This is a genomic window from Hyphomicrobium nitrativorans NL23, assembly GCF_000503895.1.
In the GTDB taxonomy this organism is placed as follows: Bacteria; Pseudomonadota; Alphaproteobacteria; order Rhizobiales; family Hyphomicrobiaceae; genus Hyphomicrobium_C; species Hyphomicrobium_C nitrativorans.
This window is the reverse complement of sequence record NC_022997.1, coordinates 1,932,747-1,956,617: the sequence shown is the minus strand read 5'-3', so window position 1 is coordinate 1,956,617 and position 23,871 is coordinate 1,932,747. Positions and strand designations below refer to the sequence as shown.

Here is a 23,871-nt window from a genome sequence, read left to right as displayed (position 1 = left end):
CGATGTCCATCGCAATAGAAGCCAGAAGCTCCAGCGCCGCATCCGTCTCGGGCGGCAGCGCCAAGACGCCGGCCACCGCGCCAGCGCTGCAAGTCATCCGGCGCAACGGCTCCGTCACGCCGTTCGATCCGACAAAAATCACCATCGCATTGACGAAAGCGTTTCTCGCCGTCGAGGGAAACCGCGCCGCCGCCTCGCGCCGCGTGCACGAGATCGTCGAAGATCTCGCCGCCCAAATCGTCTCCGCACTCACGCGTCAGGGCGACCACGGCCGCACATTCCACATCGAAGACATCCAGGATCAGGTCGAACTCGTCCTGATGCGCGGCGAGCATCACAAAGTCGCACGCGCCTACGTCCTTTACCGCGAAGCCCGCGCCCAGGAACGCGCCGCAGCCACCGCTGAGGTCGAACATTCGGAACAGCCCGCCCTCAACGTCAAAGCCCGCGACGGATCGCTCCGCCCTCTCGACCATCAGCGCCTCTCGCTGATCGTGCGCGAAGCCTGCGAGGGCTTGTCCGAGACCAGCGCCGAGGACGTGCTCGCGGAGACCTATCGCAACCTCTACGACGGCATCGCCGCCCACGAGCTAACGCTGGCGCCGATCCTCGCCGCCCGCACGCTGATCGAGACGGAACCCGCCTACAGCGAGGTTTCCGCCCGCCTCTTGATGGATCAGCTTCGCGAGGAGGCACTTTCGTTCGTCTCCAGCCGGCCGGAGCGGGCGAGCCAGGCCGAAATGGCCGAGCGCTATCCCGAATACTTCCGCAGCTATGTCGCCCGCGGCATCGCAACCGAACTGCTCGATCCGGAGCTTGCCCGCTTCGACCTTGAACGCCTGGGCCACGCCCTCAAGCCCGAACGCGACATGCGGTTCCAGTTCCTCGGCCTGCAGACGCTTTACGACCGCTACTTCCTGCAAACGCGCGGTGTTCGCTTCGAGCTGCCGCAAGCGTTCTTCATGCGCGTCGCGATGGGTCTCGCCCTGCGCGAGATCGACCGCGAGGCGAAAGCCATCGAGTTCTACGACCTGATCTCGTCGTTCGATTTCATGTGCTCGACGCCCACGCTGTTCAACGCCGGCACGCCCCGCGCCCAGCTCTCGTCCTGCTTCCTCACTACCGTTGCCGACGATCTCGACGGCATCTTTAAGTCCATCAAGGACAACGCGCTGCTCGCAAAGTATTCCGGCGGTCTCGGCAACGATTGGACGCGCGTGCGCGGCCTCGGTGCTCACATCAAGGGTACCAACGGCGAGAGCCAGGGCGTCGTGCCGTTCCTTAAAGTCGCGAACGACACGGCGATTGCCGTCAACCAGGGCGGCAAGCGCAAAGGCGCGGTGTGCGCGTATCTCGAAACCTGGCACATCGACATCGAGGAGTTCCTCGACCTCCGCAAGAACACAGGCGACGACCGCCGCCGCACGCATGACATGAACACGGCCCATTGGATTCCGGACCTGTTCATGCAGCGCGTCGCCGAGGACAGCCACTGGACGCTGTTCTCGCCGGACGAAGTGCCGGACCTGCACGACCTTTACGGCCGCGCCTTCGCCGAGCGCTATGCTGAGTACGAAGCGAAGGCCGAGCGCATGGAATTGCGCATCGCACGCCGCGTCCGCGCCGTCGATCTCTGGCGCCGGATGCTCACCATGCTGTTCGAGACAGGCCACCCCTGGATCACCTTCAAGGATCCGTGCAACCTCCGCTCGCCCCAGCAGCACACGGGCGTCGTGCACTCGTCCAACCTTTGCACCGAGATCACGCTCAACACCTCGAACGACGAAGTCGCGGTCTGCAACCTGGGCTCCGTCAACCTCGCAAACCACGTCACGGCCGATGGCCTCGACCGCGTGCGCCTCGCACACACGATCGACACGGCCATGCGGATGCTGGACAACGTGATCGACATCAACTTCTACACCATCCCCGAGGCGCGCCGCTCCAACCTGCGCCACCGGCCCGTGGGCCTCGGCGTAATGGGAGTCCAGGACGCGTTGCACACGCTGAAGATCCCGTACGCATCGGACGAAGCCGTCGCCTTCGCCGATACGAGCATGGAAGCGATCAGCTACCACGCAATTTCGGCGTCCGCCGATCTTGCGGAAGAGCGCGGCCGCTATCCCTCGTTCGACGGCTCGCTCTGGAGCCGTGGCATCCTGCCGATCGACTCGCTCGCACTCTTGAGCGACGCGCGCGGCGGCGATCTCCGGATCGATACGTCCGCCACGCTCGATTGGGCACCGTTGCGCGAGCGCATCCGCACCGTCGGCATGCGCAATTCCAACGTCATGGCGATTGCACCCACAGCCACGATCTCGAACATCTGCGGTGTTGCGCAGTCCATCGAGCCCGTGTTCCGCAACCTCTACGTCAAGTCCAACATGTCGGGCGACTTCACGGTCGTGAACACGCATCTCGTGCGCGATCTCAAAGCGCGCGGGCTGTGGGACGAGGTGATGGTATCGGATCTCAAATACTTCGACGGTTCCGTCGGCGCCATCGACCGCGTGCCGGAGGACATCAAGGCGCTTTACGCAACCGCCTTCGAAATCGACTCGCACTGGCTCGTGGATGCCGCCTCGCGCCGGCAGAAGTGGATCGACCAGGCCCAGTCGCTCAACCTCTACATCTCGGCGCCGAACGGACGCAAGCTGGACGCGCTCTATCGGCTCGCGTGGGAGCGGGGCCTCAAGACGACCTACTACTTGCGCTCGCAGTCCGCGACCCATGTCGAAAAATCGACGCTCAAGGGCACGGACGGCAAGCTCAACGCCGTCTCGGGAAGCGGCATGGTGTCGGCGCCGGACGCACACGAAGCGCACGTCCCGCGTGCCTGCTCGATCGAAGATCCCACCTGCGAAGCTTGCCAATAGGCAGCAGCGCAACCCTGCCGGGCCCCCGCGCCCCGGCCTCGATCCCGAATGCTCGTAAGTAATGCGTCGGCATTCTCCAGCTTTACATCCTGCCTTGGAGAAGTCTCATGCTTGACTGGTCGGAACCAGCCGCAAACCGCGCGCCTCAAGCGCCGCTCCCCTCGCCCGCCATCGTGCCGGACGCCGAAAGCGGCACCGGCCTCGGACACATCGACCGCAGCGGCGGACGTGTGCGCGTCGACGATAAGGCAATGATCAACGCCCGCGCCGACGTGAACCAGCTCCTGCCCCTCAAGTACGGCTGGGCCTGGGACAAGTATCTGTCGGGCTGCAACAATCACTGGATGCCGACCGAGGTCTCCATGCAGGCCGACATCGCGCTCTGGAAATCGCGTGACGGGCTCACCGAGGACGAACGGCGCATGGTGAAACGCAACCTCGGCTTCTTCGCCGCATCCGAAAGTCTCGTCGCCAACAACATCGTGCTCGCCATCTACCGGCACCTCACCAATCCGGAGTGCCGCCAGTATCTGCTGCGCCAGGCTTTCGAGGAGGCTGTGCACACGCACACCTTTCAGTACATCGTCGAAAGCCTCGGCCTCGACGAGGGCGAGCTGTTCAACATGTACCGCGAGGTTCCCTCCATCACCGACAAGGCCGCCTGGGCGCTCGCTTACACGAAACACCTGGACGATCCCGAGTTCAAAACCGGCACGCAGGAAACAGACCAGGCCTTCCTGCGCGACCTCGTAGCGTTCTACGTCGTGTTCGAAGGCATGTGGTTCTACACGGGCTTCGCGCAGATCCTCTCCCTCGGGCGGCGCAACAAGATGGTCGGCATCGCCGAGCAGTATCAGTACATCCTGCGCGACGAGAGCATTCATCTGAACTTCGGCATCGACGTCATCAACCAGATCAAGGTCGAGAACCCGCATCTCTGGACCAAGGCGTTCCAAGACGAAGTGCGCCAGATGCTGCACGACGCAGCCGAACTCGAAGCCTCTTACGGCCGCGATACCATGCCTTCCGGCCTGCTCGGCCTGAACTCCAAGCTGTGCGAGCAGTACATGCGCTTCATCGCCAATCGCCGCTGCGGGCAACTCGGCCTCGCCCCCGTGTTCGCGGAAACGGAAAACCCGTTCCCCTGGATGTCGGAAGTGATGGACCTCAAGAAGGAGAAGAACTTCTTCGAGACGCGCGTCATCGAATATCAGAATGGCGGGGCGCTCTCCTGGGAATGATCGACGAAACCCTGGGCGGCACGCACCACCGCCCAGGGTGCGCAAGGCATCGACCACGCGTGCGGAGAGTTGCACGGGGCCTGGACGTCCGGCAGGATGAAGCGATCCTATTCGGCCCTCCGACGACACGCAGCCTGCAGAATGAATGCCCCGCACCTGACCGAAAACGAACATCGCCGCATCGCGTGCATCGCCGAGAGCTATGCACGCTTGACCGGACGGCCTCTTGTCGCTGACAGCGACGCCGATCCCGTCGAGGCCCTCTGGCGCGCGCCCATGGCTATCGTAGCTCACGGCACGGAGGCCGATCCCATCTTTTTCTTCGGCAACCGGACCGCGCTCGTGCTGTTCGAAATGGATTTCGACGAATTCAGGCGTCTGCCATCCCGCTTCTCGGCCGAGCCGCTGCTTCGCGAAGAACGTGCGCGCCTGCTCGAACGCGTGACCAAGAACGGCATCATCGCGGATTACGCAGGCGTACGCATTTCTGCAAGCGGAAGGCGCTTTCGCATCGCCAACGCATCGGTGTGGAACCTGACGGACCGACGTGGAAACGCGGTGGGCCAAGCGGCCGCCTTTTCCGAGTGGATCGAAATGACGGCGACGACGTGATACGCATTCACCTCTCTGCACCGCGCGCGGATCCGGAACCGCAGCTGTGCCGGAGCCGTTCAACTCCCGATCCGGGACGAGGGCATGAATGACCAAACCAGCGACGTTCGAGCAATTCTGGCCCGATTACCTGCGAGCCCATTGCGACCGTCGCTCGCGCGCCCTGCACCTCGTGGGAACGGCCATGGGCGTCCTTTGCTTCGCGTTGTTCCTGATCGCATTCCATCCGGGCTGGCTCATCGCGGCACCTGTGGTCGCTTACGGCTTTGCCTGGGCAGGACATCTCCTGTTCGAAAAAAACTCACCGGCGACATTCTCCCATCCGCTATGGTCCTTGCGCGGGGATCTAAGAATGGTCTGGCTCACCCTCACCGGACGCATCGAACGCGAAATCGCACGCGTCGGCGTCGCTCTGGAATAGCGCCCGAAGCGAAACCGCCTGCCGGCTGACACCACCATCCGATCGACACGAAAGGAACCGTCACATGAAGTGCACCGCCGCATCCGTCGCCGCGATCGCCCTGTTGGTATCTGCCGCCCAAGTCACGAGCGCGGCATATGCCGACAAGAAGAGCGCGGCATCCACCGGGACCGCGACGGCGTCCGAGACCGAAAAAAGCGGAACCGACGAGAAGCTGCAGTCCATCGAGCAGGGCTTCTCCATTCCCGCAGCCGACGGTGCATCGGGCAAGACCGAAACGCAGAAGAAGGACGCCGGCAAAAAGTAAAGCGGGCGAATCAGAGCCGTAACGACCGACGCGGCTTCTTGGCGATACGCTCGATCGGCGGCCCGGCGCGCCGCGCAGGCCCTGAATGCGCCGCCGAAAGATCGCCGAACCGGCCCATGGCACGGCTCCAAAGCACCCTCTCGTTTCGCTCGCCCAATTGCGCCATCTCAAACACGAACGCGCCGAGCCGCTCGCGCAGCACGCAATCCTCGCGCTCCAGCATGAGCGCCGCGCACGCTGCATCGAACACCCGCTGCAGCGCCTTGAGGTCGTCATCGTCGAAGGCGGCTTTGTACTGACGCGAAAACATTGACGCCTCACCCTAAGATTTCAGATCAAAAGAACGCGACAACCACACGCTGTAACTAAAGTATTCCAGGCGCGCCTCAAGTCAAACAAACCTCGAACAAGTCTAAATCATCAGAATGACAATATAAGTCATTCAACTCATAGAGAAATTGTCACGCTCTCAGCGCAGAGCACCGCTCCACATTTCACGCCGCTCGACATCCGGCTTGCCCGCACTCGACGTGAACCGCCTGATGTGGTTACTGAAGTTGTCCGACCGAGGGAAAACGGGCCAACAGACATGCGCCGAAATGATCGGGCACAACCGGCCTCGCAGGTTCGGCAGGCTTTGCGTCCTGCCGGCCAACGAACGGCCACAACGCCATGAACGCGTTCGATCGCGACACAGAGCTGGAACGGCGGCAGATCCACGAGATCTCGATCAATGTCGCGCGCCGTCTGCTCGACGTTCTCGAACGACGAAATCAACTCCCGCCGGCGGTCGCCAGCGAGATCGTCAGCGGCGCGCGCGCCATCGCGGAGATCCAGCGCGAGATCGATGGCATCATGACCGCCCTCCCGCACGGCGGGATGCTCGACATGGCCGTGCTGACTCACGTTCTCGCGAACCACAACCGCGCCCTCAGCCTGGTCGAAGACCTCGAAGTTCGAACGGGTGGACGCGGCGCCGCAAGACACCCCGATCCGGAGCGCACGCATGCCGCCCTGATCGCGACAGCGCGTGAAATCGAGCGTGAAACGCGCTTCCACGGCACCGGCCCCGCATCGCAAGCGCGCAGCACGGCGCCTCCGAACTTTTCGCCACCGCAACCGGAACAGTACACTGCCGCCTATACGCAGCCATCGCCTCAACGTGCGCACGGCGCTCCGCCCTCGATGTCTCACGGCAACGCGAGCCCCCCCGCTCCCGCCCACGCCATGCGAGAGCCTGTCCCGGCAGCAGCAGTCCGCCCGCCTCGTCGTCAGCCCCCACCGCAGCAACATCTGCAGCCGCGTCCCTCACCCGCTGCTGTCGCGGCCGCAACCCCGCGGACGCCGCTCCGCGCGCTCGTCTCTTCTCCCGTCGGGGCCGTCGCACTCGTGACCGGCATCGCCATCTTGGCGGCATCGCTTGCGGGTGCGGTAAGCTTTGCACTTTCGAACGGCGACGCATCGGAGGAAAGCCACATGGCGGCGCGCACATCCGGCGGAAAGTTCGACGGGCGCCTGACCGCGGGAGACGCAGCATCCGCAGGCGGCGCCGACATTCTCGTCGTCACCCCACCCGCCAACGCGGCCCCCCTGGCACAGCCCTACCTCGTTGTGCTCGCGACCCGCCCGAGCACGGACGAACTCGATCGGGATTTTCGCTACTTCAAGGAAGCTCATCCCCAGCTCCTTGGCGACGCACGCGGCCGCGTCGACACCATGCAAAGCCAGGATGGAAAGACGTGGCACCGTCTGTCGCTCATCCCTCCACGGTCGCAGGAGGAGGCAGCCTCGCTCTGCGCGGAACTCAAAGCCGCAGGCCTGACCGAATGCTGGATCAAACCTCTGCCGCTCGGACGCGACGCCACACGCTGATCGCGCACGAGGCCCGCTTCGCAGCCCGCTTGCGAGCGGTCTCCATCGGGCTTATGTGAGGCTCCGCCGCGCCTCTCCACCTCGCAAGACGCGCTCCACGTCGAGCCCCCAGGGAACGCATGACACCCATCATCTCGGTCAGGGACCTGAACAAGACCTACGCCTCCGGGCACGTGGCACTGAAGTCCGTCAACCTCGATATCCGCAAAGGCGAGATATTCGCGCTTCTCGGCCCCAATGGCGCGGGCAAAACCACGCTGATCGGCATCATCTGCGGCCTCGTCAATCCAACCTCGGGCGACGTGCGCGTGGATGGGCTCGACATCGGAGCGGACTGGCGCGAGGTCCGCGCCATGATCGGCCTCGTCCCGCAGGAACTGTCGCTCGAAATGTTCGAGCCTGTGCGCTCCACCGTCGCTTTCAGCCGCGGCCTGTTCGGCAAGCCCCGCTCTCCCGAAACGGTCGAGCGCGTCCTTCGCATGCTCTCGCTCTGGGATAAGCGCGACGAACCCATCATGGCGCTGTCGGGCGGCATGAAGCGGCGCGTGCTCATCGCCAAGGCGCTCGCACACGAGCCCGCGATCTTGTTCCTCGACGAGCCGACGGCCGGCGTCGACGTGGAACTCAGGAAGGATATGTGGGCCGCCGTCCGCGCACTGCGGGATGCTGGCGTCACCATCATTCTCACCACCCATTACATCGAGGAAGCCGAGGAGATGGCCGACCGGATCGGCGTCATCAACAAGGGCGAGCTGATCCTCGTGCAGGAAAAAACCGAGCTGATGCGAAAGCTCGGCCGCAAGCAACTCGTGCTGGAACTGACGGAACCGTTGTCCGAAATCCCAGCCGCCCTCGCCGCCTATCGCAAATCCCTCGAACTTGCATCGGACGGCCACGCCCTCGTGTTCACATACGAAACAGGCGGCGAACGCACCGGCATCACCGCGCTCCTCGCCGCAATGCGCGAAGGCGGCATCGGCTTCAAGGATCTCGCCACGCACCAGAGTTCCCTTGAGGACATTTTCGTCGATCTCGTGAGGCAAAGTCCATGAACGTCTACGGCATTCGCGCGATCTACGGCCACGAAATGGATCGCTGGCGGCGCACGCTCATGCAGAGCGTCGTCTCGCCGGTCCTCTCGACGTCGCTCTATTTCGTCGTATTCGGCGCCGCCATCGGCGGCCGCATCGCCGAGATCGACGGCGTGCCCTATGGCGCGTTCCTCGTCCCCGGCCTCATGATGCTCATGCTGCTGACGGAGAGCACGTCGAACGCCGCCTTCGGCATCTATTTTCCGCGCTTCACCGGCACCACCTACGAGTTGCTGTCGGCACCCGTTTCCCCGCTGGAGATCGTGATCGGCTATGTCGGCGCCGCCGCAACCAAATCGGTGGTGCTCGGCCTCATCATTCTGGCGACCGCAAGCCTGTTCGTACCGATCCGCATCGAGCATCCGTTCTGGATGGTCGCATTCCTGATCCTCACCGCGGTGACGTTCAGCCTGTTCGGCTTCATCATCGGCATCTGGGCCAACGGCTTCGAGAAGTTGCAGATCATGCCGATGCTCATCCTCACGCCCCTCACCTTCCTCGGCGGCACGTTCTATTCGATCTCGATGCTGCCGCCGTTCTGGCAGACGGTGACGCTGTTCAACCCGATCGTCTACCTGATCAGCGGCTTCCGCTGGAGCTTCTACGGCGTGGCCGACGTGAACGTGGCCATAAGCTTCGCGATGACGTTGGGCTTTCTCGCCATATGCCTGCTCGTGATCTGGTGGATCTTCAAAACTGGCCATCGCATTCGAACCTGACACGCGCATCGAGCAGAGCGGCAGCCCTAACGCCGGCCAGATCCTCCGGTCACCAGATCGCTGTGTTTGGCGCGCCCCCTCAACACGTCCACATACTTCACTGCGCCCCGCATCATCGTCCCCGGATGTACGAGGTTCGCCGCCGCACCGGCGATGAGCGGCGGCATGCTGAGCCCCGCGCGCTCGATCACGAGCAACGCGCGGTCGCGCTCGTCGATGGCCACCTTCACGGCCTCCGCGTGCGCACGGGCCTGCACACCCTCGAACTCGTGCCGCTCGATGGCAAGCCCGTAGCGCTGTCCCGCAAGCGCCCGGTCGAGATCGAACCCCGGCTCGGACGTCCCCGCCGAAGAGGCCGCGGCCTCCTGCGGCGTCGGCCCGTGATGCACGACGACGAAGGCGCGGAAGAGTTCGAGGAACGATGGCGTCCCGCGCGCGGCGATGTCGGCTTCCAGCCGCTCGCACCCGCCGCGCCAGAGATCGGCTTCCGGATCGTCCTCGCATGTCATGCGGATCGAGTAGCCCCGCGGCAGATCGAGCCGGCCTTGCGCGTCCGAGAGCACGAACGCAAACCACACCCACGCACCCGCAAGCGCGAGCACGAGAAGAAGCGGCCAGAACCGCCGAATGGTCCGCCACATGTCTTTCGGAAAATCCGTCAGAGACGACATCTGCATCGGCCGCGAGAATTCCACCGCACCCGAGTCAAGGCAAGCCTCGCGCAAAGCATTCAGGCCCACGAGCGAAAACGAAGGCGCCCATCTAGCCCGAAGGGCTCGGGAGCAAGGCGACCCGGCGCGTCATGGCGGAGCCATGCTCCGCATGGACTGGCGCGGCGCTCCACAAACCACCACGCCCCTTGAACGAAGCTTCCCTCAGCTTGAGTCCAGAAAAAACGGCTGCGCAGCAGCCCGGGAGCAACGCGACCCGGGCCAAATGGCCCGGCCCTCCACAAAGCACCACACCCTTTGAGCGATGCTTCCCTCAGCTTGAGTCCAGAAAAAACGGCTGCGCAGCAGCCCGGGAGCAACGCGACCCGCGCCAAGTGGCGCGGCCCTCCACAAAGCACCACGCCCGTTGAACGAAGCTTCTCGCAGCTTGAGTCGGCAGAACCTAAGGAGCCAATCCCCCAGAGGGGATTGGCGGCGCGTCGGGATCGTGCACTTCCGCGAACATCGCCGAGCCGTCGCGGCGATAGATGTCGGGCCGGAACTCGATCCGGCCATCGGGCTCGGCCCAGGCCGTGATGTAGGCGAAATAAACCGGCACGGGGCGCGTCAGCTTCACGTCGACCGGCTGCCCCATGTCGAGCACCGCCTGCACCTGACCGGGGTTCTCCCAGCCGGGCTCTTGGCGCGCAAGCCATTCCACCAGCTCGAACACGTCCTGCACGCGCACGCAGCCCGCACTGAACGCGCGCGCGCGCTGCTGGAACAGCGGCTTCAGCGGTGTGTCGTGCATATAGACGCCATGCTCGTTCGCCATGTCGATGCGGACGAGACCGAGCGCATTCTGTGGACCGGGATCCTGGCGCAGCTTGATCACGTTGTGATCGGCTTGGCTCCAGTCGATGGAGCGGGGATCGAGCTCCTGCCCGTTGAAGTTGCCCTGCAGGACGCGGATTTTCTCTTTGTCCAGATACTCGGGCTCTTTCACCAGCAGCGGAAACACGTCGAGCCGCGCGATGCTGTCCGGCACGCGCCAATGCGGGAAGAAGTTGAGCGCGCGGATGTTCGTCTTGAGCGTCGGCGTATCGCGTCCGTTCCGGCCCACGATCACGCGGTGGCGAAGCACGGTCTGGAAGCGGTCCACCGCCTCAAGCTGGTAGGCCGGCACATTGACCAGAACGTATCGTTCCTCGGGCGGCTGCTGGACGAGTTCCAGAATGCGGCCTTGGTTCAGGCGAAGTTGCTGAAGGCGCTCGTCGGCGGAGATGTTGAGCGCGGCCAGCGTCGACTGATCGACGCGACCCGTCGCCCGCAACCCATTGCGCTCCTGATAGCGGACAACCGCCTGTTCGAGTGCGTGGTCGAAACTGTGGCTCGTCGCGTTGGCGTTACGAGGCAACTCGCCGGTCGCCATCAGCCGCCGCCGCAGGAAAGGCACGCGGTCGTCGTCGTCACCGGGCCGCAACATGCGGTTACCCGGAATGGGCCGCCAGCCCCCGCTGTTGACGATCTGATGGTAGGTCTCGATTGCCTTTTCCATGGCGATCAGCATCTCGTCGCTGCGCCATGGCACCTCGTTCGGGCGCAGGTCGTTGACGACGTCCTGCTTCGGCGGCGTCCGTTCGAGCGAGGCGCGGCGTCCCGAAAAATCGGGCGTACCGAAGCCCGTGATGCCTTCCCACCAGTTGTCCTGGGCGGCAACGGGCTGGGCGCAGCCCGCGATCACTGTGGCGACGAAAACCCCCGCGAGGGCCTGCACCCCGCGAAGCGAGCGGCCGGAGACGGTAGGGGCGCGGCGGACAGGCGGGCGGCAAGGCGTCATGAACGGTGTCACCGGAGAACTGATCCTTTTTTCCGGAAGCAGGAAAGCGTGTAGTTGCATACGCGCGATTCAGCGCCGTTAGACTGGACTCATATGGCCAAACAAAGACCCATGTTCAATCTAACGTCCGCCAAACTATTGGATTCACGAGTTATCCAGCCCCGGTGGACTTCACCTACGGGCCTCTCCGTGCTCACGACGGGAAATGATCCCAGCCGCCTCCCGCGACGTCGAGCGCGCGGCCGTCACGCCCCGCTACCGTAACATCTTGCCCGTCGCCGCACTGTCCGACTTCGGCCACCGCGACGCCGCTTTTCGCCGCAGCGTCCCGGAACGCGTCGGCACGATCCGGCGGCACGGCCGCGAGCACCTCGTAATCGTCCCCGCCGCTCAGGACCACCTGAAAGAGATCCGGTGAGTGCTCGACCGCTGTCCGCGCGGGCTCCGAGAGCGGCACGCGCACGCCCTCGATACGTGCAGAAACCCCGGATGCACGCGCCAGCCGTCCGCAATCCTTGACGAGCCCGTCGGACACATCCATCGCGGCCGAGGCAAATTCCAAAATCGCCGGCGCGAGCGAGAGCTTCGGCTGCGGACGCAGATAGCGGCCGACCAGCGCCCGCGCGGACACATCGTCCAGCCCCATCTGAGCGGCCCGCGCCCGATCCTGCCGCAACAGAAGTCCGAGAGCCGCGTCTCCAAGCGTTCCCGAAAGAAAGAGGAGATCGCCGGGCTGGGCCGTCCCACGCTGAACGAAGCGCCCATGAGGCACCGCACCCACTGCGGTCACGCCGATCGAAAGCGGCCCGGGTCTCCGATCCGTATCGCCGCCGGCAAGAGAAAGCCCGAACGCCGCCTGGGCGTCCGCTAGCCCCGCCTGGAAGCCGGCAAGCCATGCGTCGTCCGGGCGATCCGGAAAGGAAAGCGCGAGCAGATAGGCCAGCGGCCGCGCGCCCTTCGCGACGAGATCCGACACGTTGACGGCAAGCGCCTTCCACGCGATGTCGTGCGCCGCATCGTCGGCAAAGAAGTGGACACCTTCCGCCACCGCATCCGTCGTCAGCACGAGATCCATCCCCGCAGGCGGCGTGAGCAGCGCGCAATCGTCCTTGAGACCGAACGCGCCCGGGAAGCCAGAGGCGAGCGGCGCAAACGTCGCCTGGATCAGCGCGTCCTCTCCCCGCGTTTCCCGCTCCGCCATTCGGTTAGGCTCCTTCGCCGGGCACCTCGAACTCCTTCGCACGCACCTTGTGCGCGATCCTGTCGAGCACGCCGTTGACGACCCTGGGCTCATCCGCCTCGAAGAACGCCTTGGAGATGTTGATGTACTCGTTGATGGTGACACGCGCGGGCACGTCGGTTCGTTCCAGGAGCTCGAACACGCCGCCGCGCAGGATCGCGCGCAGGATCGAGTCCACGCGCACGAGCCGCCAGCCGGTCCGAAGCTGCTGATCGACCAGCGGGTCGATGTCGCGCTGGCGCCGCACGACGCCCTTCACGACTTCCGCGAAGAATGTCGTGTCCGCCCCTTCGAGACTGACCGAAAGATCCTCGCTCGCGTCTGCCTCCGTCCCCTCCGCAACATCCGGCGTTGCCAGGAACTGCTCGATCACCTCACCGGCGTCGGTGCCCGCAAGATCCATCTGATAGAGCGCCTGCACGGCCGCCATGCGCGAAACCGTACGCGGCTTCGGCGCGTCGCCCGACGTTTTCTTCCTCCGCGGCAGAGTCATGACGCGTCTCCGCCGAACTGCCGCTCAAGATGCATCAGGCGAAGGCACGCTCGCGCCGCATCACCGCCCTTTCCGTTCGCGCCGCCCTCCGCGCGCGCCAACGCCTGGGCTTCGGTATCGACGGTGAGCACGCCATTGCCGAGCGGGATGGAATAGCGAATAGCCGTCTCCATAAGCCAGTGATTGGTGTTGTTGACGACGATGTCGTAGTGCGAGGTCTCGCCGCGAATCACGCATCCGAGCGCAATCGCGCCGCCATAGCGTCCGGGATCGTCGTCCCCGAACAGCCCCGCATCGAGCGCCTTCGCAAGCACTTGGGGAATTTCCAGCGCACCCGGCACGGGGATGCGGTCGTACGGCACGCCGTGCGCGTCGAGCACCGCGGTCGCGCCTTCGATCAGCGCGTTCGTCACGGCCGTGTAATAGGGCGCCTCGATAATGAGAACGCGCTGCGAGGCTCCGGAATGAAGCTGCATCTCGACACGCGGATGTTGATCGTCTTTTTTCATATCCCTACTCGATGGCGCGCCGGCCGACGATGCGAAGCCCGAAGGCTTCGAGGCCGACGTATGTGTCGCTTGGCGCGTTGGTGAGCAACACCATGTCGCCCACGCCGAGTTCGCGCAGGATCTGCGAGCCGACGCCCACATCCACCTGCCGGCGCCCGCGCGAGACGTTCGCGCCCGAAGCGCGCCGCGCCTGCTGCTCGACCCAGGTGGTGACGCTGCGCGGCCCAAGATCGCGGATGAGAACGAGCACGCCGCGCCCTTCCTGTTCGATCGCGGCGAGCGATTTCGAAACCAGCGTTCCCGCGCCCTGCTCGCCGCCGATACCGAGGAGATCGCCCAGCACGTTGACGGCGTGCACGCGTACAAGCACAGGGCCCGGCGCGGAGAGATCGCCTTTGACCAGCGCCAGATGCTCCACGGGTTCGACCGTCGTCGTGAAGACGTGGAGATCGAACCCGCCCGCGAGCGCGCTCTCGACGCGCGTCTTCGCCACTTCCTTCACGAGCTGATCGTGCTGCAACCGATAGGCGATCAGGTCTTCGATGGTGCCGACCTTGAGCCCGTGCAGTTGGGCGAACGCGACGAGATCGGGCATCCGCGCCATGGTGCCGTCTTCGTTCATGATCTCGCAGATCACCGCCGCCGGATAAAGACCGGCGAGCCGCGCGAGATCGACGGACGCTTCCGTATGCCCCGCACGCATCAGCACGCCGCCTTCGCGCGCGACGAGCGGGAACACATGCCCCGGCGAGACGAGATCGTGCGCGCCTTTCGTCGGATCGATCGCTGTCGCGACGGTGCGCGCGCGGTCGTAGGCCGAGATCCCCGTCGACACGCCTTCGCGTGCTTCGATGGACTGCGTGAACGCGGTGCGCTCGCGCGCAGCCTTCGTCTGCACCATGAATTCGAGTTCGAGCGCTTCTGCGCGCGCCTGCGTCAGCGCGAGGCAGACGAGCCCGCGACCGTGCTTGGCCATGAAGTTGATCGCGTCCGGCGTCGCCATCTGCGCGGGGATCACGAGGTCGCCCTCGTTCTCGCGCTGCTCGTCGTCGACAAGCACGACCATGCGCCCGTTGGCCATCTCGTCCACGATCTCGGCCGTGGACGAAAGAAAGCCTACGTCTCTCTGTCTATCGAGACCCGTGCTCACCCTCGAAACTCCATGATTCGCGCCACATAGCGCGCGAGAAGGTCGATCTCAACATTGACCTCGTCGCCGGGCTTTTTGCGCCCCCACGTGGTCTGGGTCAAGGTCACGGGAATGAGATTGATACCAAAGCGCGCACCCGAAACTTCATTCACCGTAAGCGACGTTCCATCGAGCGCCACGGAACCTTTCGGGGCGACATAGGGTGCCAGGTGCGGAGGCACTTCGATAACCATGCGGCGGCTCTCTCCATCGGCGCGGATGTCCGCGATCCGCGCCACGCCATCCACATGGCCCGCGACGATGTGCCCGCCGAGTTCCTCACCCGCCCTGAGCGGCCGTTCGAGGTTGATGCGCCGTCCCACTTGCCAGGCGCCGAGCGTCGTCTTCGAGAGCGTTTCGTTCGACACGTCGGCGGTGAACGCCGCGCCCGCGCCATCGGCGCGCACCGTCACCACCGTGAGGCATGCCCCGTCGCAAGCAATCGAAGCACCGGGCGCGATGTCGTCGGGATCGTAGCCGCAACGGACGGCAAAGCGCCCATCCTCCCGGCCGATCAACTCGCCAACGTCCGTGATGAGACCTGTAAACACCAGCTTCTCTTGTTCAAGTTGATCGGTCAGCCGTCGCAGTACGGAATACCGTTATCAGATCGGGCCCGGCCCGCCGCGTCGTCACGCGCGCGAGATCTAGCCCCGGAGCATGAGCCCCGGCAAGCGCCGTGGTGTCCCGCAGCCCGCGCTCGGCAACGCCGGCCTGAAACAGAACCACCTCATCCACCAGCCTTTCGGCCGCGAACGCCCGCCAGACGCCCGCCCCGCCCTCGACCAGAAGACGCGTCACACCTTCGCCCGCAAGGCTGGCGAGCGCGTCTTTCATCGCCGGACGTTCGCCGCCTGCTGGCCGCAGAACACGAACGCCAGCCTCCTCCAGTGCTCTGACCCGTCCGGCATCGGCATCCCCTCCCGTCACCACCCAAACGGGCACATCCCGTGCTGTCCGCATCAGCTTGAGGTCCGGCGCGAGATCGAGACTGCGCGATAGCACCACGCGGACCGGCGAGCGCGACCCGAGACCCGGCAGCCTGCATGTCAGCTCGGGATCGTCGTCACGCGCCGTCGCGCCCCCGATCAGAATGGCATCGGCCTCCGCCCGGAGCATATGGCTCTGCGCGCGCGCTTCCGCGCCGGTGACGAAGAGCGCTTGCCCCTGTCTCCCGCGCGGCACCGTCCCGTCGGTCCGGAGCGCCATCTTGAGCTGCACGAACGGCCGACGCTCCGTCACCCTCAGAATATGCCCGAGCGTTACCCAGCGCGCCTCGTCCGCGAACAGGCCGGCGTCCACACGAATGCTCGCATCGCGAAGCAGAGCGATGCCCTGCCCGGCGACGCGCCGATCCGGATCCTCGATCCCGATCACGACGCGCCGAACCCCAGCCGCCACCGCAGCCTCCGCACACGGCGGCGTCTTGCCGTGATGCGCGCACGGTTCGAGCGTGACGTAGAGCGTCGCCCCCCGCGCTTTTTGCGCCCGCGCGCGAAAACGCCTCGACCTCGGCATGCGGCCGTCCGCCCGGTTGCGTCACGCCGCGCGCGATCACCTCGCCCGTCGTCTCATCCGCGACAACGGCGCCGACCGACGGATTGGGTGCCGTCGCGCCCCATCCACGCCGCGCCATCGCGAGCGCTACGCCCATCATATGCCTGTCGAAGTCGGAGAAACTCATGGCGCCCGGTCCGTGTCCTCCAGCCCCGCTCGCGCGGAACGACGAAAGATCAGTGCTTCTTCGCAAGACGCGGCGGCACGTCCATCACGTCGTCGCGCGCGATCTCGCCCAACACTTCCTGAAAATCCGCAGCCTCGCGAAAATCTCGATAGACGGAGGCAAATCGCACGTACGCCACGGGATCGAGCGCGCGCAACCCCTCCATCACATGCGCGCCGATGGTGGACGAGGCGACCTCCGCGTCCCCCGCGCTTTCGAGCTGGCGCACGATGCCCGACACCATGCGGTCGATGCGATCGGCTTCGATGGGCCGCTTGCGCAACGCGACCTGCACCGATTTCAAAAGCTTGTCACGGTCGAACGGCACCTTGCGCCCCGAGCGCTTGACGACGACGAGCTCGCGCAACTGCACCCGCTCGAATGTCGTGAAGCGCCCGCCGCAATCGGGGCACACACGCCGCCGGCGAATGGCGGCGTTCTCCTCCGTCGGGCGGCTGTCCTTCACCTGCGTTTCCTCGCAAGAACAGTAAGGGCAGCGCATGGGATCTCTGTGTCCTTCAGAAACGACGAGGGCGCCGGAACCAGCCGTTCCGGCGCCCCCCTCTCTTAGACTGTCAACGATCTCAAGAATAGATCGGGAAGCGCTTGCAAAGCTCCGTCGCCTCGGCCTTCACCTTGGCCTCAACCTCGCCGTTGCCCGCTTCGCCGTTCTTGGCGAGACCGTCGAGCACTTCGGCAATCATGCGGCCGATATCGCGGAACTCGGCTTCACCGAAACCGCGCGTGGTGCCGGCGGGTGCGCCGAGCCGGATGCCCGACGTCACCATCGGCTTCTCGGGATCGAACGGCACGCCGTTCTTGTTGCAGGTGATGTGAGCGCGGCCGAGCGACTTCTCGGAGATGTTGCCCGTTAGCTTCTTCGGACGCAGGTCGACGAGGATCAGGTGCGTGTCCGTGCCGCCCGAGACGAGCGCGAAGCCGTCGTTGACGAGCACTTCGCCCATCGCCTTCGCGTTGGCGATCACCTGCTTCGCATAGGCCTTGAACTCGGGCTGCAGGATCTCGCCGAACGCAACCGCCTTACCGGCGATGACGTGCATGAGCGGACCGCCCTGGATGCCCGGGAAGATCGCCGAGTTCACCTTCTTCGCGATATCTGCGTCGCTGGTGAGAATCATGCCGCCGCGCGGACCGCGCAGCGTCTTGTGCGTGGTGGTGGTGACGACGTGCGCGTGCGGGAAGGGCGAGGGATGCTCACCAGCCGCCACGAGACCGGCGAAATGCGCCATGTCGACCATGAGATGCGCGCCGACCTCGTCCGCAATCGCACGGAAGGCTGCGAAGTCGAACTGGCGCGGATAGGCCGAGCCGCCGGCGATGATGATGCGCGGGTTCTCGGCCTTCGCGATCTCGCGCACCTTGTTCATGTCGATGATGTGCGTGTCGGGCTCGACCTGATAGTGCACCGCGCGGAACCACTTGCCGGACTGGTTGACCGTCGCGCCATGCGTGAGGTGGCCGCCGTGAGCGAGGTTGAGGCCGAGGATCGTATCGCCCGGCTTCGCGAGCGCGTTGAACACGCCCTGGTTGGCCTGCGAGCCCGAGTTCGGCTGCACGTTGGCGAACTCGCAACCAAAGATCTTCTTCGCCCGCTCGATGGCGAGATCCTCGACGATGTCGACGTACTGACAGCCGCCGTAGTAACGGCGGCCCGGATAGCCCTCGGCATACTTGTTGGTCAGAACGCTGCCGGCCGCTTCGAGCACGGCCTTCGAGACGATGTTCTCGGAAGCGATCAGCTCGATCTCGTGCTGCTGACGACCAAGCTCCTTGTCGATGGCAGACGCGATTTCGGGATCGGTCTCCGCGAGCGGCGCATTAAAAAAGCGGGTGGTCGAATTGGACATCAGGCGTTCCTCGTTGGTATCGGCTTTAATCGGTTTTGAAGGTGGGGCGACGCTGGTCGGAAACCTCGGACATGGCAAACTGGCCGCACGTCCGCTTCCCCGGCGCAACGAGGGAGCGGATTGCGCAGCGAGCCTCACTGGCGCATGGCCTTACCATGCGTCACCGGGGACAAACAAGGAAGCGACCGTCGCACTCAATTTTTGCTGTGCAGCGCAGCAATTGCGAAGGGTGCGAATCTGGGCGGTGACGACCGGGCGAAACCGAGGCCCGCCCACCCGGGTGACGTGCGAAAACGCTGAAAATCCTGCGTGAACGTCGCGGGCGCGCTATTCGGCCGCGAGCTTGCCGGTCCGGCCGACGGCTGCCGGGCACGCCGCCCACAGCGTACCGAGTGCGGCAACGAGATCGGCCATCTGCGCGTCGGTATGGTGCGGCCCCGGAGTGAGCCGGATACGCTCCGTCCCGCGCGGGACGGTCGGGTAATTGATCGGCTGCACGTAGATGCCGTAGCGGTCGAGCAGGCGGTCGGTCACCTCTTTGCAGTGAACCGGATCGCCGATCAGAACCGGCACGATGTGGCTCGGGTTCTGGAACACCGGAAGCCCGGCGTCCTTGAGCAGCCCCTTCAGCGTCCGCGCGCGCTCCTGGTGGCGAGCCCGTTCGAGCTGGCTTTCCTTGAGGTGGCGGATGCTCGCAAGCGCGCCGGCCGCGATGGCAGGCGCCAGCGACGTCGTGAAGATAAACCCCGGCGCGAACGAGCGAATGGCGTCGCACAGGTCGCGCGTGCCTGTGATATAGCCGCCCATCACGCCATAGCCCTTGGCCAGCGTGCCGTTGATGACGTCGATGCGGTCCATCACGCCGTCGCGCTCGGCGATGCCGCCGCCCCGCGGCCCGTAAAGGCCGACCGCGTGCACTTCGTCGAGATAGGTCAGCGCACCGTATTTATCCGCGAGATCGCAGATACCTGCGATCGGCGCGATATGGCCGTCCATCGAATAGACGCTCTCGAAGGCGATGATCTTCGGCGTCCCCGCCGGGATCTCGCGAAGCTTCGCTTCGAGGTCGGCAAGGTCGTTGTGACGGAAGATCTTCTTCTCGCCGCGCCCGTTGCGGATGCCCGCGATCATCGACGCGTGATTCTTCTCGTCCGAAATGATGACGCAGCCCGGAAGCAGCTTTGCGAGTGTGGAGAGTGCCGCTTCGTTTGCCACGAAAGCAGACGTAAACAGCAGCGCCTGCTCTTTGCCGTGCAGATCCGCAAGCTCGTGTTCGAGTTCGACGTGATAGTGCGTGGTGCCCGAGATATTGCGTGTGCCGCCCGAGCCGGCACCGACCGCGTCGATGGCCTCGTGCATGGCCGCCGTCACCTTGGGATGCTGGCCCATGCCCAGATAATCGTTGGAGCACCAGACGACAATCTGCTTCGGACCCTGGACGCTCACATGCTCGGCAGCGGGAAACGCACCCCGGCGGCGCTTCACATCGGCGAACACCCGGTAGCGACCCTCGTTGCGGATCGTATCGAGTGCGGCCTTGAAGTGCCTCGCATAATCGACCATCGACGTGTCCTCGAACCCCAGTATCTTCCGGTATGCTCTTTATATTCGCCGCTCTTCTAGCGGCATGTGAGCGTTAATGCCAGCATCTCCCGGAAAATGTTACTGTGCAACGGTTGTTATGTCGCGCTGGCGCTTGCATTTTCTAGCTCGGAACTCGCCTTTAACTATCCGTTATCCGCAGCTCCGAGACTCTGCTGAATGCTTCACCATGAGGCGGCACGAGCCCCTTTATTGCCTTGACGTAGATCAAGGTTGAGATCCGGCGCCGCCACGTCAAAAACGCGCACGCTCCACCCCTGCCCGCCCCCTCAATAGGACGTTGCGATCTCCGCCACACCGTCGCGATTGTAGAGGTCGCGGCGGAACTGGATCGTGCCGTCCTCGGTCGCCCAGGCGGTGATATAGGCGAAATGCAGCGGCACCTGGCTGGCGAGTCGCACGTCCGCCCGCTCGCCGGTTTCCTTCATCTTTTCGACGCGGGCCTGATCCCAGCCGTCGTTCTGGCCCAAAAGCCAATAGGCCAGCCGCTCGATGTTGTGGACGCGAATGCAGCCCGAGCTGGCCGCTCGGATATTCTGCCCGAAGAGACCGTCCGTCGGGCTGTCGTGCATGTAGACGGACTCGCTGTTGGCGAAGTTGATCTTCACGAAGCCGAGCGGGTTATCTTTGCCCGCGGGCTGACGATACGAGTAGCCGCGCGGAGCGGCGCTGCTCCAGTCGATCTTCGCCGGGTCGAGCTTGCGCCCGTTTCCGTCGTAGGCGTTGATGCCGGTCTTGACGAGCAGGTTCTCGCCCTTGGCCTGGGCCGCGCGCGCCTGCGGAATCAGATCCTCGCGGATCACGGTCGGCGGCAGCCGCCAGATCGGATTGAAGTTCATCTCGTAGATGTTGGAGCGCAGAACCGGCGTCGGCCGGTCCTTCATGCCGACCACCGCCGTATGCCGCGAGATGACGCGGTTAAGCGCCACCGCCTCCACCTGTGCGGACGGAACGTTGACCACGACATAACGCCGATGCGATTTCGTCGTCTGCGTCAGCGTCGAAAGGCGCGAGAGATTGGTCTTGAGCTGCTTGAGGCGATCCTCGGCCGAAACGTTGAGCGCAGCAATCGTCGCCCTGTCGAGCCGCCCATTGGGTGTCAGCCCGTTCGTGGACTGATAGACTTTGAGAGCTTCGACGAGCGTGCCGTCGAGCACATCGCTCCGGCTCCCGCCCGCCGCGAGTTCGCCCGAGATCGCAAGCCGGTCGCGCAGCATCACGACGGCGAAGCTCTGCTCTCCGGGCTTCACCTGCTCGCCCGGCAGCGTGGGCCAGCCGCCCGCCTGAACGATCTCCGTATAGCGCTGGATCGCATCCCGCGTCGCTTTGACGTTCGCGGGCGAGAGCGTGGGCAGCCCCGGCTCGGGGTTGCGCTCCAATTCGCGCAGCGCCTGGCGCTCGGACACGGCGCTATAGCCGCCCCCGGTTGGCCCGAACTGCAGCGTCCAGAAGTCGTCCGCGGACGCGGCACCAGCCGAGACAATCGACCCGAGGACGGCCGCACCGAACCGCAGGCAGCGCCTGCCCCGGATAGCTTGCATCGATATCGCCATGGAGCCCCCCGCGGATCCGAACGGACAGTCACGCGCCTCAGCGCACACAGCGCTGCATTGCACCGCCCCAAGGGCAGAATGCAGCGCATAGAGCAGAACACTTACATGTTCCGCCGATGACAAAAACCCCCGTCGCGGCACCGCTCCGCAAGGTGATGCGGCCCAGCCACAACGAAGGCTCCGATGTCATAAAAAATCAGCAGCCGGACGGAAAATCCCGCGCGCCCCCGCGGAGGGCCAGGCCAAAACGCCTTTGGCGCAGCCAAAGACGTTTTGGCCGAACAGGCCCGTGAGCGAACTAAAGCCTAAACCTAATCTGGTCGGTCCAGAACCGCTCCAGCCGCGCCAGCGCCTTGTTCAACCCGTGGAACTCCTCGCCGGTGACCTGGGCGACCTGCTCGACCGAGCCGAGTTGGCGCTGATAGAGCTTGTGCACCACCTCGGCGGCCTTGCGGCCCTTTGCCGACAGCGAAACGCGCACGCTGCGCTTGTCGCTCTCGCTGCGCTCGTAGTCGATATAGCCCATGTCGACGAGCTTCTTGAGATTGTACGAGACGTTCGAGCCCATGTAGTAGCCGCGGCTCTTGAGCTCGCCCGCCGTCAGCTCCTTGTCGCCCATGTTGTAGAGCAGGAGCGCCTGCACGGCGTTGAGATCGGAGCCGCCCGTGCGGTCGAACTCGTCCTTGATGACATCGAGCAGCAGGCGGTGCAGCCGCTCGATGAGGTTGAGACTGTGGAGATACTCCGAACGAAGATTGGGATCCTGAATGTCGGACGCACGCTGGCGCTCCGCATCGAGTGCGTAGTTCATAACCCTGCCTCACTCACTTACCTGTTTGACGCGACCGTTTTCCGGTTCTGAGGTCAGGCTACGCGGGATCCATAAAAATTAGCTCAATCTATGAGGTAAAAAGCAGGTAAACCTTGGTTCTGATTTGACGCTCCGTTTCGGGCATCAGGCCCTCAATGCCTGCATTTCCTCGCGCGTCGGCAGCACGAACTCGCCGTCCCCGAGCGGCGCGAAATAGGAAGAGACGATCGCCTCCGTCACATCTTCGAGGCGCGCGGGAGACCACGCCGGCGCACCGTCCTTGTCGATCAGCGCCGCGCGCACGCCTTCGAAGAAATCGCCGCCGGCTTCGAGCATCCTGACCGCGAGCCTGTAATCGACCTGCAGCGTCTGCCGCAGATCGCGTGCCTGCGCCTCTCGGATATGGCGATGCGTGATCTTGAGCGAGAGCGGCGACCGCCTGGCGAGATCGGCGGCGGCAGCCTGCGCCCACTCCCGCGGCTCGCCCTCGACGGCCGCGAGCCTGGCCACGATCCCCTCCACCGTCGGCGCCGAAAAGCAATCCGCAATCACATGGCGGTACGGCGCGAGATCCCCCGGCCCAGGCTCCACGTGCCGCTCGTCGAGAACGGTATCGACAGGCCACGTATCGGCGAGCGCCGCCTTGATCTCCTCGAAGCGCTCTCGCGAAATGCAATGCGTGACAAGGCCAAGCGCATAGGCGTCCGCGCGCCCGATGCTGCGCCCGGTCAGGCCGAGATACATGCCGATGTGGTCGGGAAGGCGCGCCAGCGCATGGCACACGCCGACATCCGGAAAGAGCCCGATCATCGTCTCGGGCATCGCGAAGGAATAGCCCTCGCCCGCCACGCGGTGCGTCCCGTAAAGACTGATGCCGACGCCGCCGCCCATCACCATGCCGTCGATCAGCGACACCGCTGGCTTCGAAAAGCACTCGCACTGCCAGTTGAGCGCATACTCGTCGGAAAACGTCTTCTTGCCTTGCGCAAGATCGGCGCGCGCGAGCGAAAGCACCTCACGCACATCAGAGCCGGAAGAGAATGCGCGCGGACTCTCCGACTGGATCACCACGGCATAGATCTGCGGATCGCGCGCGCAGGCCCAGAGACGCTCGGAAAGTTTCGCACGCATGTGGCCGGTCAACGCATTGAGAGCGCGCGGCCGCGAGAGCGTGACGACCGCGAGCGAGCCTACGATCTCCGTCTTCAGCGTGTCTTCTGCTGCGTCCGTCATCGTCCGCCCCCTTCCCGCGCG

At 64.7% G+C, this 23,871-nt stretch carries 23 protein-coding genes; 8 read left to right on the top strand and 15 right to left on the bottom strand.

Annotated elements, in window-relative coordinates; translation table 11 throughout:
- Nucleotides 1-2: 2 nt before the first annotated feature.
- From W911_RS09105 to W911_RS09085, 5 genes are all read left to right on the top strand, one after another.
- Nucleotides 3-2,876, top strand: a complete 2,874-nt coding sequence (locus W911_RS09105; protein ID WP_023787252.1) for a ribonucleoside-diphosphate reductase subunit alpha — start codon at nt 3-5, stop codon at nt 2,874-2,876.
- A gap of 107 nt (nt 2,877-2,983) precedes the next feature.
- Nucleotides 2,984-4,117: a ribonucleotide-diphosphate reductase subunit beta gene (locus W911_RS09100; protein ID WP_023787251.1), complete on the top strand. Its 1,134-nt coding sequence runs from the start codon at nt 2,984-2,986 to the stop codon at nt 4,115-4,117.
- 141 nt (nt 4,118-4,258) lie between these two features.
- Nucleotides 4,259-4,729 carry an MEKHLA domain-containing protein gene (locus W911_RS09095; protein WP_023787250.1) on the top strand — a complete coding sequence of 157 codons (471 nt, stop codon included), beginning with the start codon at nt 4,259-4,261 and terminating at the stop codon, nt 4,727-4,729.
- Nucleotides 4,730-4,817: 88 nt separating this feature from the next.
- Entirely contained in the window at nt 4,818-5,150 is a 333-nt protein-coding gene (locus tag W911_RS09090) for an Mpo1-like protein (protein ID WP_023787249.1), read from the top strand.
- Nucleotides 5,151-5,214: 64 nt separating this feature from the next.
- A complete protein-coding gene (locus W911_RS09085) occupies nt 5,215-5,457 on the top strand; it encodes a hypothetical protein (protein WP_023787248.1) in 243 nt (80 codons plus the stop codon).
- A gap of 10 nt (nt 5,458-5,467) precedes the next feature.
- On the opposite strand, the gene W911_RS09080 is transcribed toward W911_RS09085, so the two are convergent.
- Nucleotides 5,468-5,767, bottom strand: a complete 300-nt coding sequence (locus W911_RS09080; protein WP_023787247.1) for a hypothetical protein — start codon at nt 5,765-5,767, stop codon at nt 5,468-5,470.
- Between the two features lie 362 nt (nt 5,768-6,129).
- Here W911_RS09080 and W911_RS09075 point away from each other — a divergent pair, with 362 nt between their 5' ends.
- The 3 genes from W911_RS09075 to W911_RS09065 all read left to right on the top strand — a co-directional run bounded on the left by W911_RS09075 (nt 6,130) and on the right by W911_RS09065 (nt 9,139).
- Nucleotides 6,130-7,329 (top strand): SPOR domain-containing protein, encoded by a 1,200-nt coding sequence (locus tag W911_RS09075; protein ID WP_023787246.1) that lies wholly within the window; start codon nt 6,130-6,132, stop codon nt 7,327-7,329.
- Between the two features lie 119 nt (nt 7,330-7,448).
- On the top strand, nt 7,449-8,381 hold the full coding sequence (locus W911_RS09070) for an ABC transporter ATP-binding protein (RefSeq protein ID WP_023787245.1): 933 nt from the start codon (nt 7,449-7,451) through the stop codon (nt 8,379-8,381).
- Complete coding sequence (locus W911_RS09065; RefSeq protein ID WP_023787244.1) at nt 8,378-9,139, top strand: ABC transporter permease; 762 nt, start codon at nt 8,378-8,380, stop codon at nt 9,137-9,139. Before W911_RS09070 ends, W911_RS09065 begins: the two co-directional genes overlap by 4 nt.
- A gap of 26 nt (nt 9,140-9,165) precedes the next feature.
- Here the strand turns inward: W911_RS09065 and W911_RS09060 are convergent, their stop codons facing one another.
- The 14 genes from W911_RS09060 to W911_RS08995 form a co-directional block, all read right to left on the bottom strand.
- Nucleotides 9,166-9,816 (bottom strand): hypothetical protein, encoded by a 651-nt coding sequence (locus W911_RS09060; protein ID WP_144083571.1) that lies wholly within the window; start codon nt 9,814-9,816, stop codon nt 9,166-9,168.
- Nucleotides 9,817-10,252: 436 nt separating this feature from the next.
- Nucleotides 10,253-11,629: a L,D-transpeptidase family protein gene (locus W911_RS09055; protein WP_023787242.1), complete on the bottom strand. Its 1,377-nt coding sequence runs from the start codon at nt 11,627-11,629 to the stop codon at nt 10,253-10,255.
- 193 nt (nt 11,630-11,822) lie between these two features.
- Nucleotides 11,823-12,830, bottom strand: a complete 1,008-nt coding sequence (thiL, locus tag W911_RS09050) for a thiamine-phosphate kinase (protein ID WP_023787241.1) — start codon at nt 12,828-12,830, stop codon at nt 11,823-11,825.
- Between the two features lie 4 nt (nt 12,831-12,834).
- A complete protein-coding gene (gene nusB / locus W911_RS09045; protein WP_041316435.1) occupies nt 12,835-13,362 on the bottom strand; it encodes a transcription antitermination factor NusB in 528 nt (175 codons plus the stop codon).
- A complete protein-coding gene (gene ribH / locus W911_RS09040; protein ID WP_023787240.1) occupies nt 13,359-13,871 on the bottom strand; it encodes a 6,7-dimethyl-8-ribityllumazine synthase in 513 nt (170 codons plus the stop codon). Before ribH ends, nusB begins: the two co-directional genes overlap by 4 nt.
- Nucleotides 13,872-13,875: 4 nt before the next feature.
- On the bottom strand, nt 13,876-15,021 hold the full coding sequence (gene ribB / locus W911_RS09035) for a 3,4-dihydroxy-2-butanone-4-phosphate synthase (RefSeq protein ID WP_023787239.1): 1,146 nt from the start codon (nt 15,019-15,021) through the stop codon (nt 13,876-13,878).
- A complete protein-coding gene (locus W911_RS09030; protein ID WP_023787238.1) occupies nt 15,018-15,611 on the bottom strand; it encodes a riboflavin synthase in 594 nt (197 codons plus the stop codon). Before W911_RS09030 ends, ribB begins: the two co-directional genes overlap by 4 nt.
- Before the next feature lie 13 nt (nt 15,612-15,624).
- Complete coding sequence (gene ribD / locus W911_RS09025) at nt 15,625-16,578, bottom strand: bifunctional diaminohydroxyphosphoribosylaminopyrimidine deaminase/5-amino-6-(5-phosphoribosylamino)uracil reductase RibD (protein ID WP_341872094.1); 954 nt, start codon at nt 16,576-16,578, stop codon at nt 15,625-15,627.
- A gap of 215 nt (nt 16,579-16,793) precedes the next feature.
- Entirely contained in the window at nt 16,794-17,285 is a 492-nt protein-coding gene (gene nrdR / locus W911_RS09020) for a transcriptional regulator NrdR (RefSeq protein ID WP_023787237.1), read from the bottom strand.
- Between the two features lie 82 nt (nt 17,286-17,367).
- On the bottom strand, nt 17,368-18,651 hold the full coding sequence (glyA, locus tag W911_RS09015; RefSeq protein ID WP_023787236.1) for a serine hydroxymethyltransferase: 1,284 nt from the start codon (nt 18,649-18,651) through the stop codon (nt 17,368-17,370).
- Between the two features lie 327 nt (nt 18,652-18,978).
- On the bottom strand, nt 18,979-20,214 hold the full coding sequence (gene hemA / locus W911_RS09010; protein WP_023787235.1) for a 5-aminolevulinate synthase: 1,236 nt from the start codon (nt 20,212-20,214) through the stop codon (nt 18,979-18,981).
- A gap of 308 nt (nt 20,215-20,522) precedes the next feature.
- The gene (locus W911_RS09005; protein ID WP_023787234.1) at nt 20,523-21,806 is read right to left on the bottom strand and encodes a L,D-transpeptidase family protein; all 1,284 of its coding nucleotides are present in this window, start codon (nt 21,804-21,806) and stop codon (nt 20,523-20,525) included.
- Between the two features lie 298 nt (nt 21,807-22,104).
- On the bottom strand, nt 22,105-22,617 hold the full coding sequence (gene ldtR / locus W911_RS09000) for a transcriptional regulator LdtR (RefSeq protein WP_023787233.1): 513 nt from the start codon (nt 22,615-22,617) through the stop codon (nt 22,105-22,107).
- 144 nt (nt 22,618-22,761) lie between these two features.
- Nucleotides 22,762-23,850 (bottom strand): enoyl-CoA hydratase/isomerase family protein, encoded by a 1,089-nt coding sequence (locus W911_RS08995; RefSeq protein ID WP_023787232.1) that lies wholly within the window; start codon nt 23,848-23,850, stop codon nt 22,762-22,764.
- Nucleotides 23,851-23,871 lie beyond the last annotated feature (21 nt).

Bases quoted from the DNA above. Each gene is read 5' to 3' on its own strand.
- W911_RS09070 (WP_023787245.1), top strand. From the start codon at position 7,449: ATGACACCCATCATCTCGGTCAGGGACCTGAACAAGACCTACGCCTCC.
- ribH (WP_023787240.1), bottom strand. From the start codon at position 13,871: ATGAAAAAAGACGATCAACATCCGCGTGTCGAGATGCAGCTTCATTCC.
- W911_RS09100 (WP_023787251.1), top strand. From the start codon at position 2,984: ATGCTTGACTGGTCGGAACCAGCCGCAAACCGCGCGCCTCAAGCGCCG.
- W911_RS09075 (WP_023787246.1), top strand. From the start codon at position 6,130: ATGAACGCGTTCGATCGCGACACAGAGCTGGAACGGCGGCAGATCCAC.
- W911_RS09080 (WP_023787247.1), bottom strand. From the start codon at position 5,767: ATGTTTTCGCGTCAGTACAAAGCCGCCTTCGACGATGACGACCTCAAG.
- W911_RS08995 (WP_023787232.1), bottom strand. From the start codon at position 23,850: ATGACGGACGCAGCAGAAGACACGCTGAAGACGGAGATCGTAGGCTCG.
- W911_RS09095 (WP_023787250.1), top strand. From the start codon at position 4,259: ATGAATGCCCCGCACCTGACCGAAAACGAACATCGCCGCATCGCGTGC.
- thiL (WP_023787241.1), bottom strand. From the start codon at position 12,830: ATGGCGGAGCGGGAAACGCGGGGAGAGGACGCGCTGATCCAGGCGACG.
- ribD (WP_341872094.1), bottom strand. From the start codon at position 16,578: ATGCCGAGGTCGAGGCGTTTTCGCGCGCGGGCGCAAAAAGCGCGGGGG.
- W911_RS09060 (WP_144083571.1), bottom strand. From the start codon at position 9,816: ATGCAGATGTCGTCTCTGACGGATTTTCCGAAAGACATGTGGCGGACC.
- glyA (WP_023787236.1), bottom strand. From the start codon at position 18,651: ATGTCCAATTCGACCACCCGCTTTTTTAATGCGCCGCTCGCGGAGACC.
- W911_RS09105 (WP_023787252.1), top strand. From the start codon at position 3: ATGTCCATCGCAATAGAAGCCAGAAGCTCCAGCGCCGCATCCGTCTCG.
- hemA (WP_023787235.1), bottom strand. From the start codon at position 20,214: ATGGTCGATTATGCGAGGCACTTCAAGGCCGCACTCGATACGATCCGC.
- nrdR (WP_023787237.1), bottom strand. From the start codon at position 17,285: ATGCGCTGCCCTTACTGTTCTTGCGAGGAAACGCAGGTGAAGGACAGC.
- W911_RS09065 (WP_023787244.1), top strand. From the start codon at position 8,378: ATGAACGTCTACGGCATTCGCGCGATCTACGGCCACGAAATGGATCGC.
- W911_RS09055 (WP_023787242.1), bottom strand. From the start codon at position 11,629: ATGACGCCTTGCCGCCCGCCTGTCCGCCGCGCCCCTACCGTCTCCGGC.
- W911_RS09085 (WP_023787248.1), top strand. From the start codon at position 5,215: ATGAAGTGCACCGCCGCATCCGTCGCCGCGATCGCCCTGTTGGTATCT.
- W911_RS09090 (WP_023787249.1), top strand. From the start codon at position 4,818: ATGACCAAACCAGCGACGTTCGAGCAATTCTGGCCCGATTACCTGCGA.
- nusB (WP_041316435.1), bottom strand. From the start codon at position 13,362: ATGACTCTGCCGCGGAGGAAGAAAACGTCGGGCGACGCGCCGAAGCCG.
- W911_RS09005 (WP_023787234.1), bottom strand. From the start codon at position 21,806: ATGGCGATATCGATGCAAGCTATCCGGGGCAGGCGCTGCCTGCGGTTC.
- ldtR (WP_023787233.1), bottom strand. From the start codon at position 22,617: ATGAACTACGCACTCGATGCGGAGCGCCAGCGTGCGTCCGACATTCAG.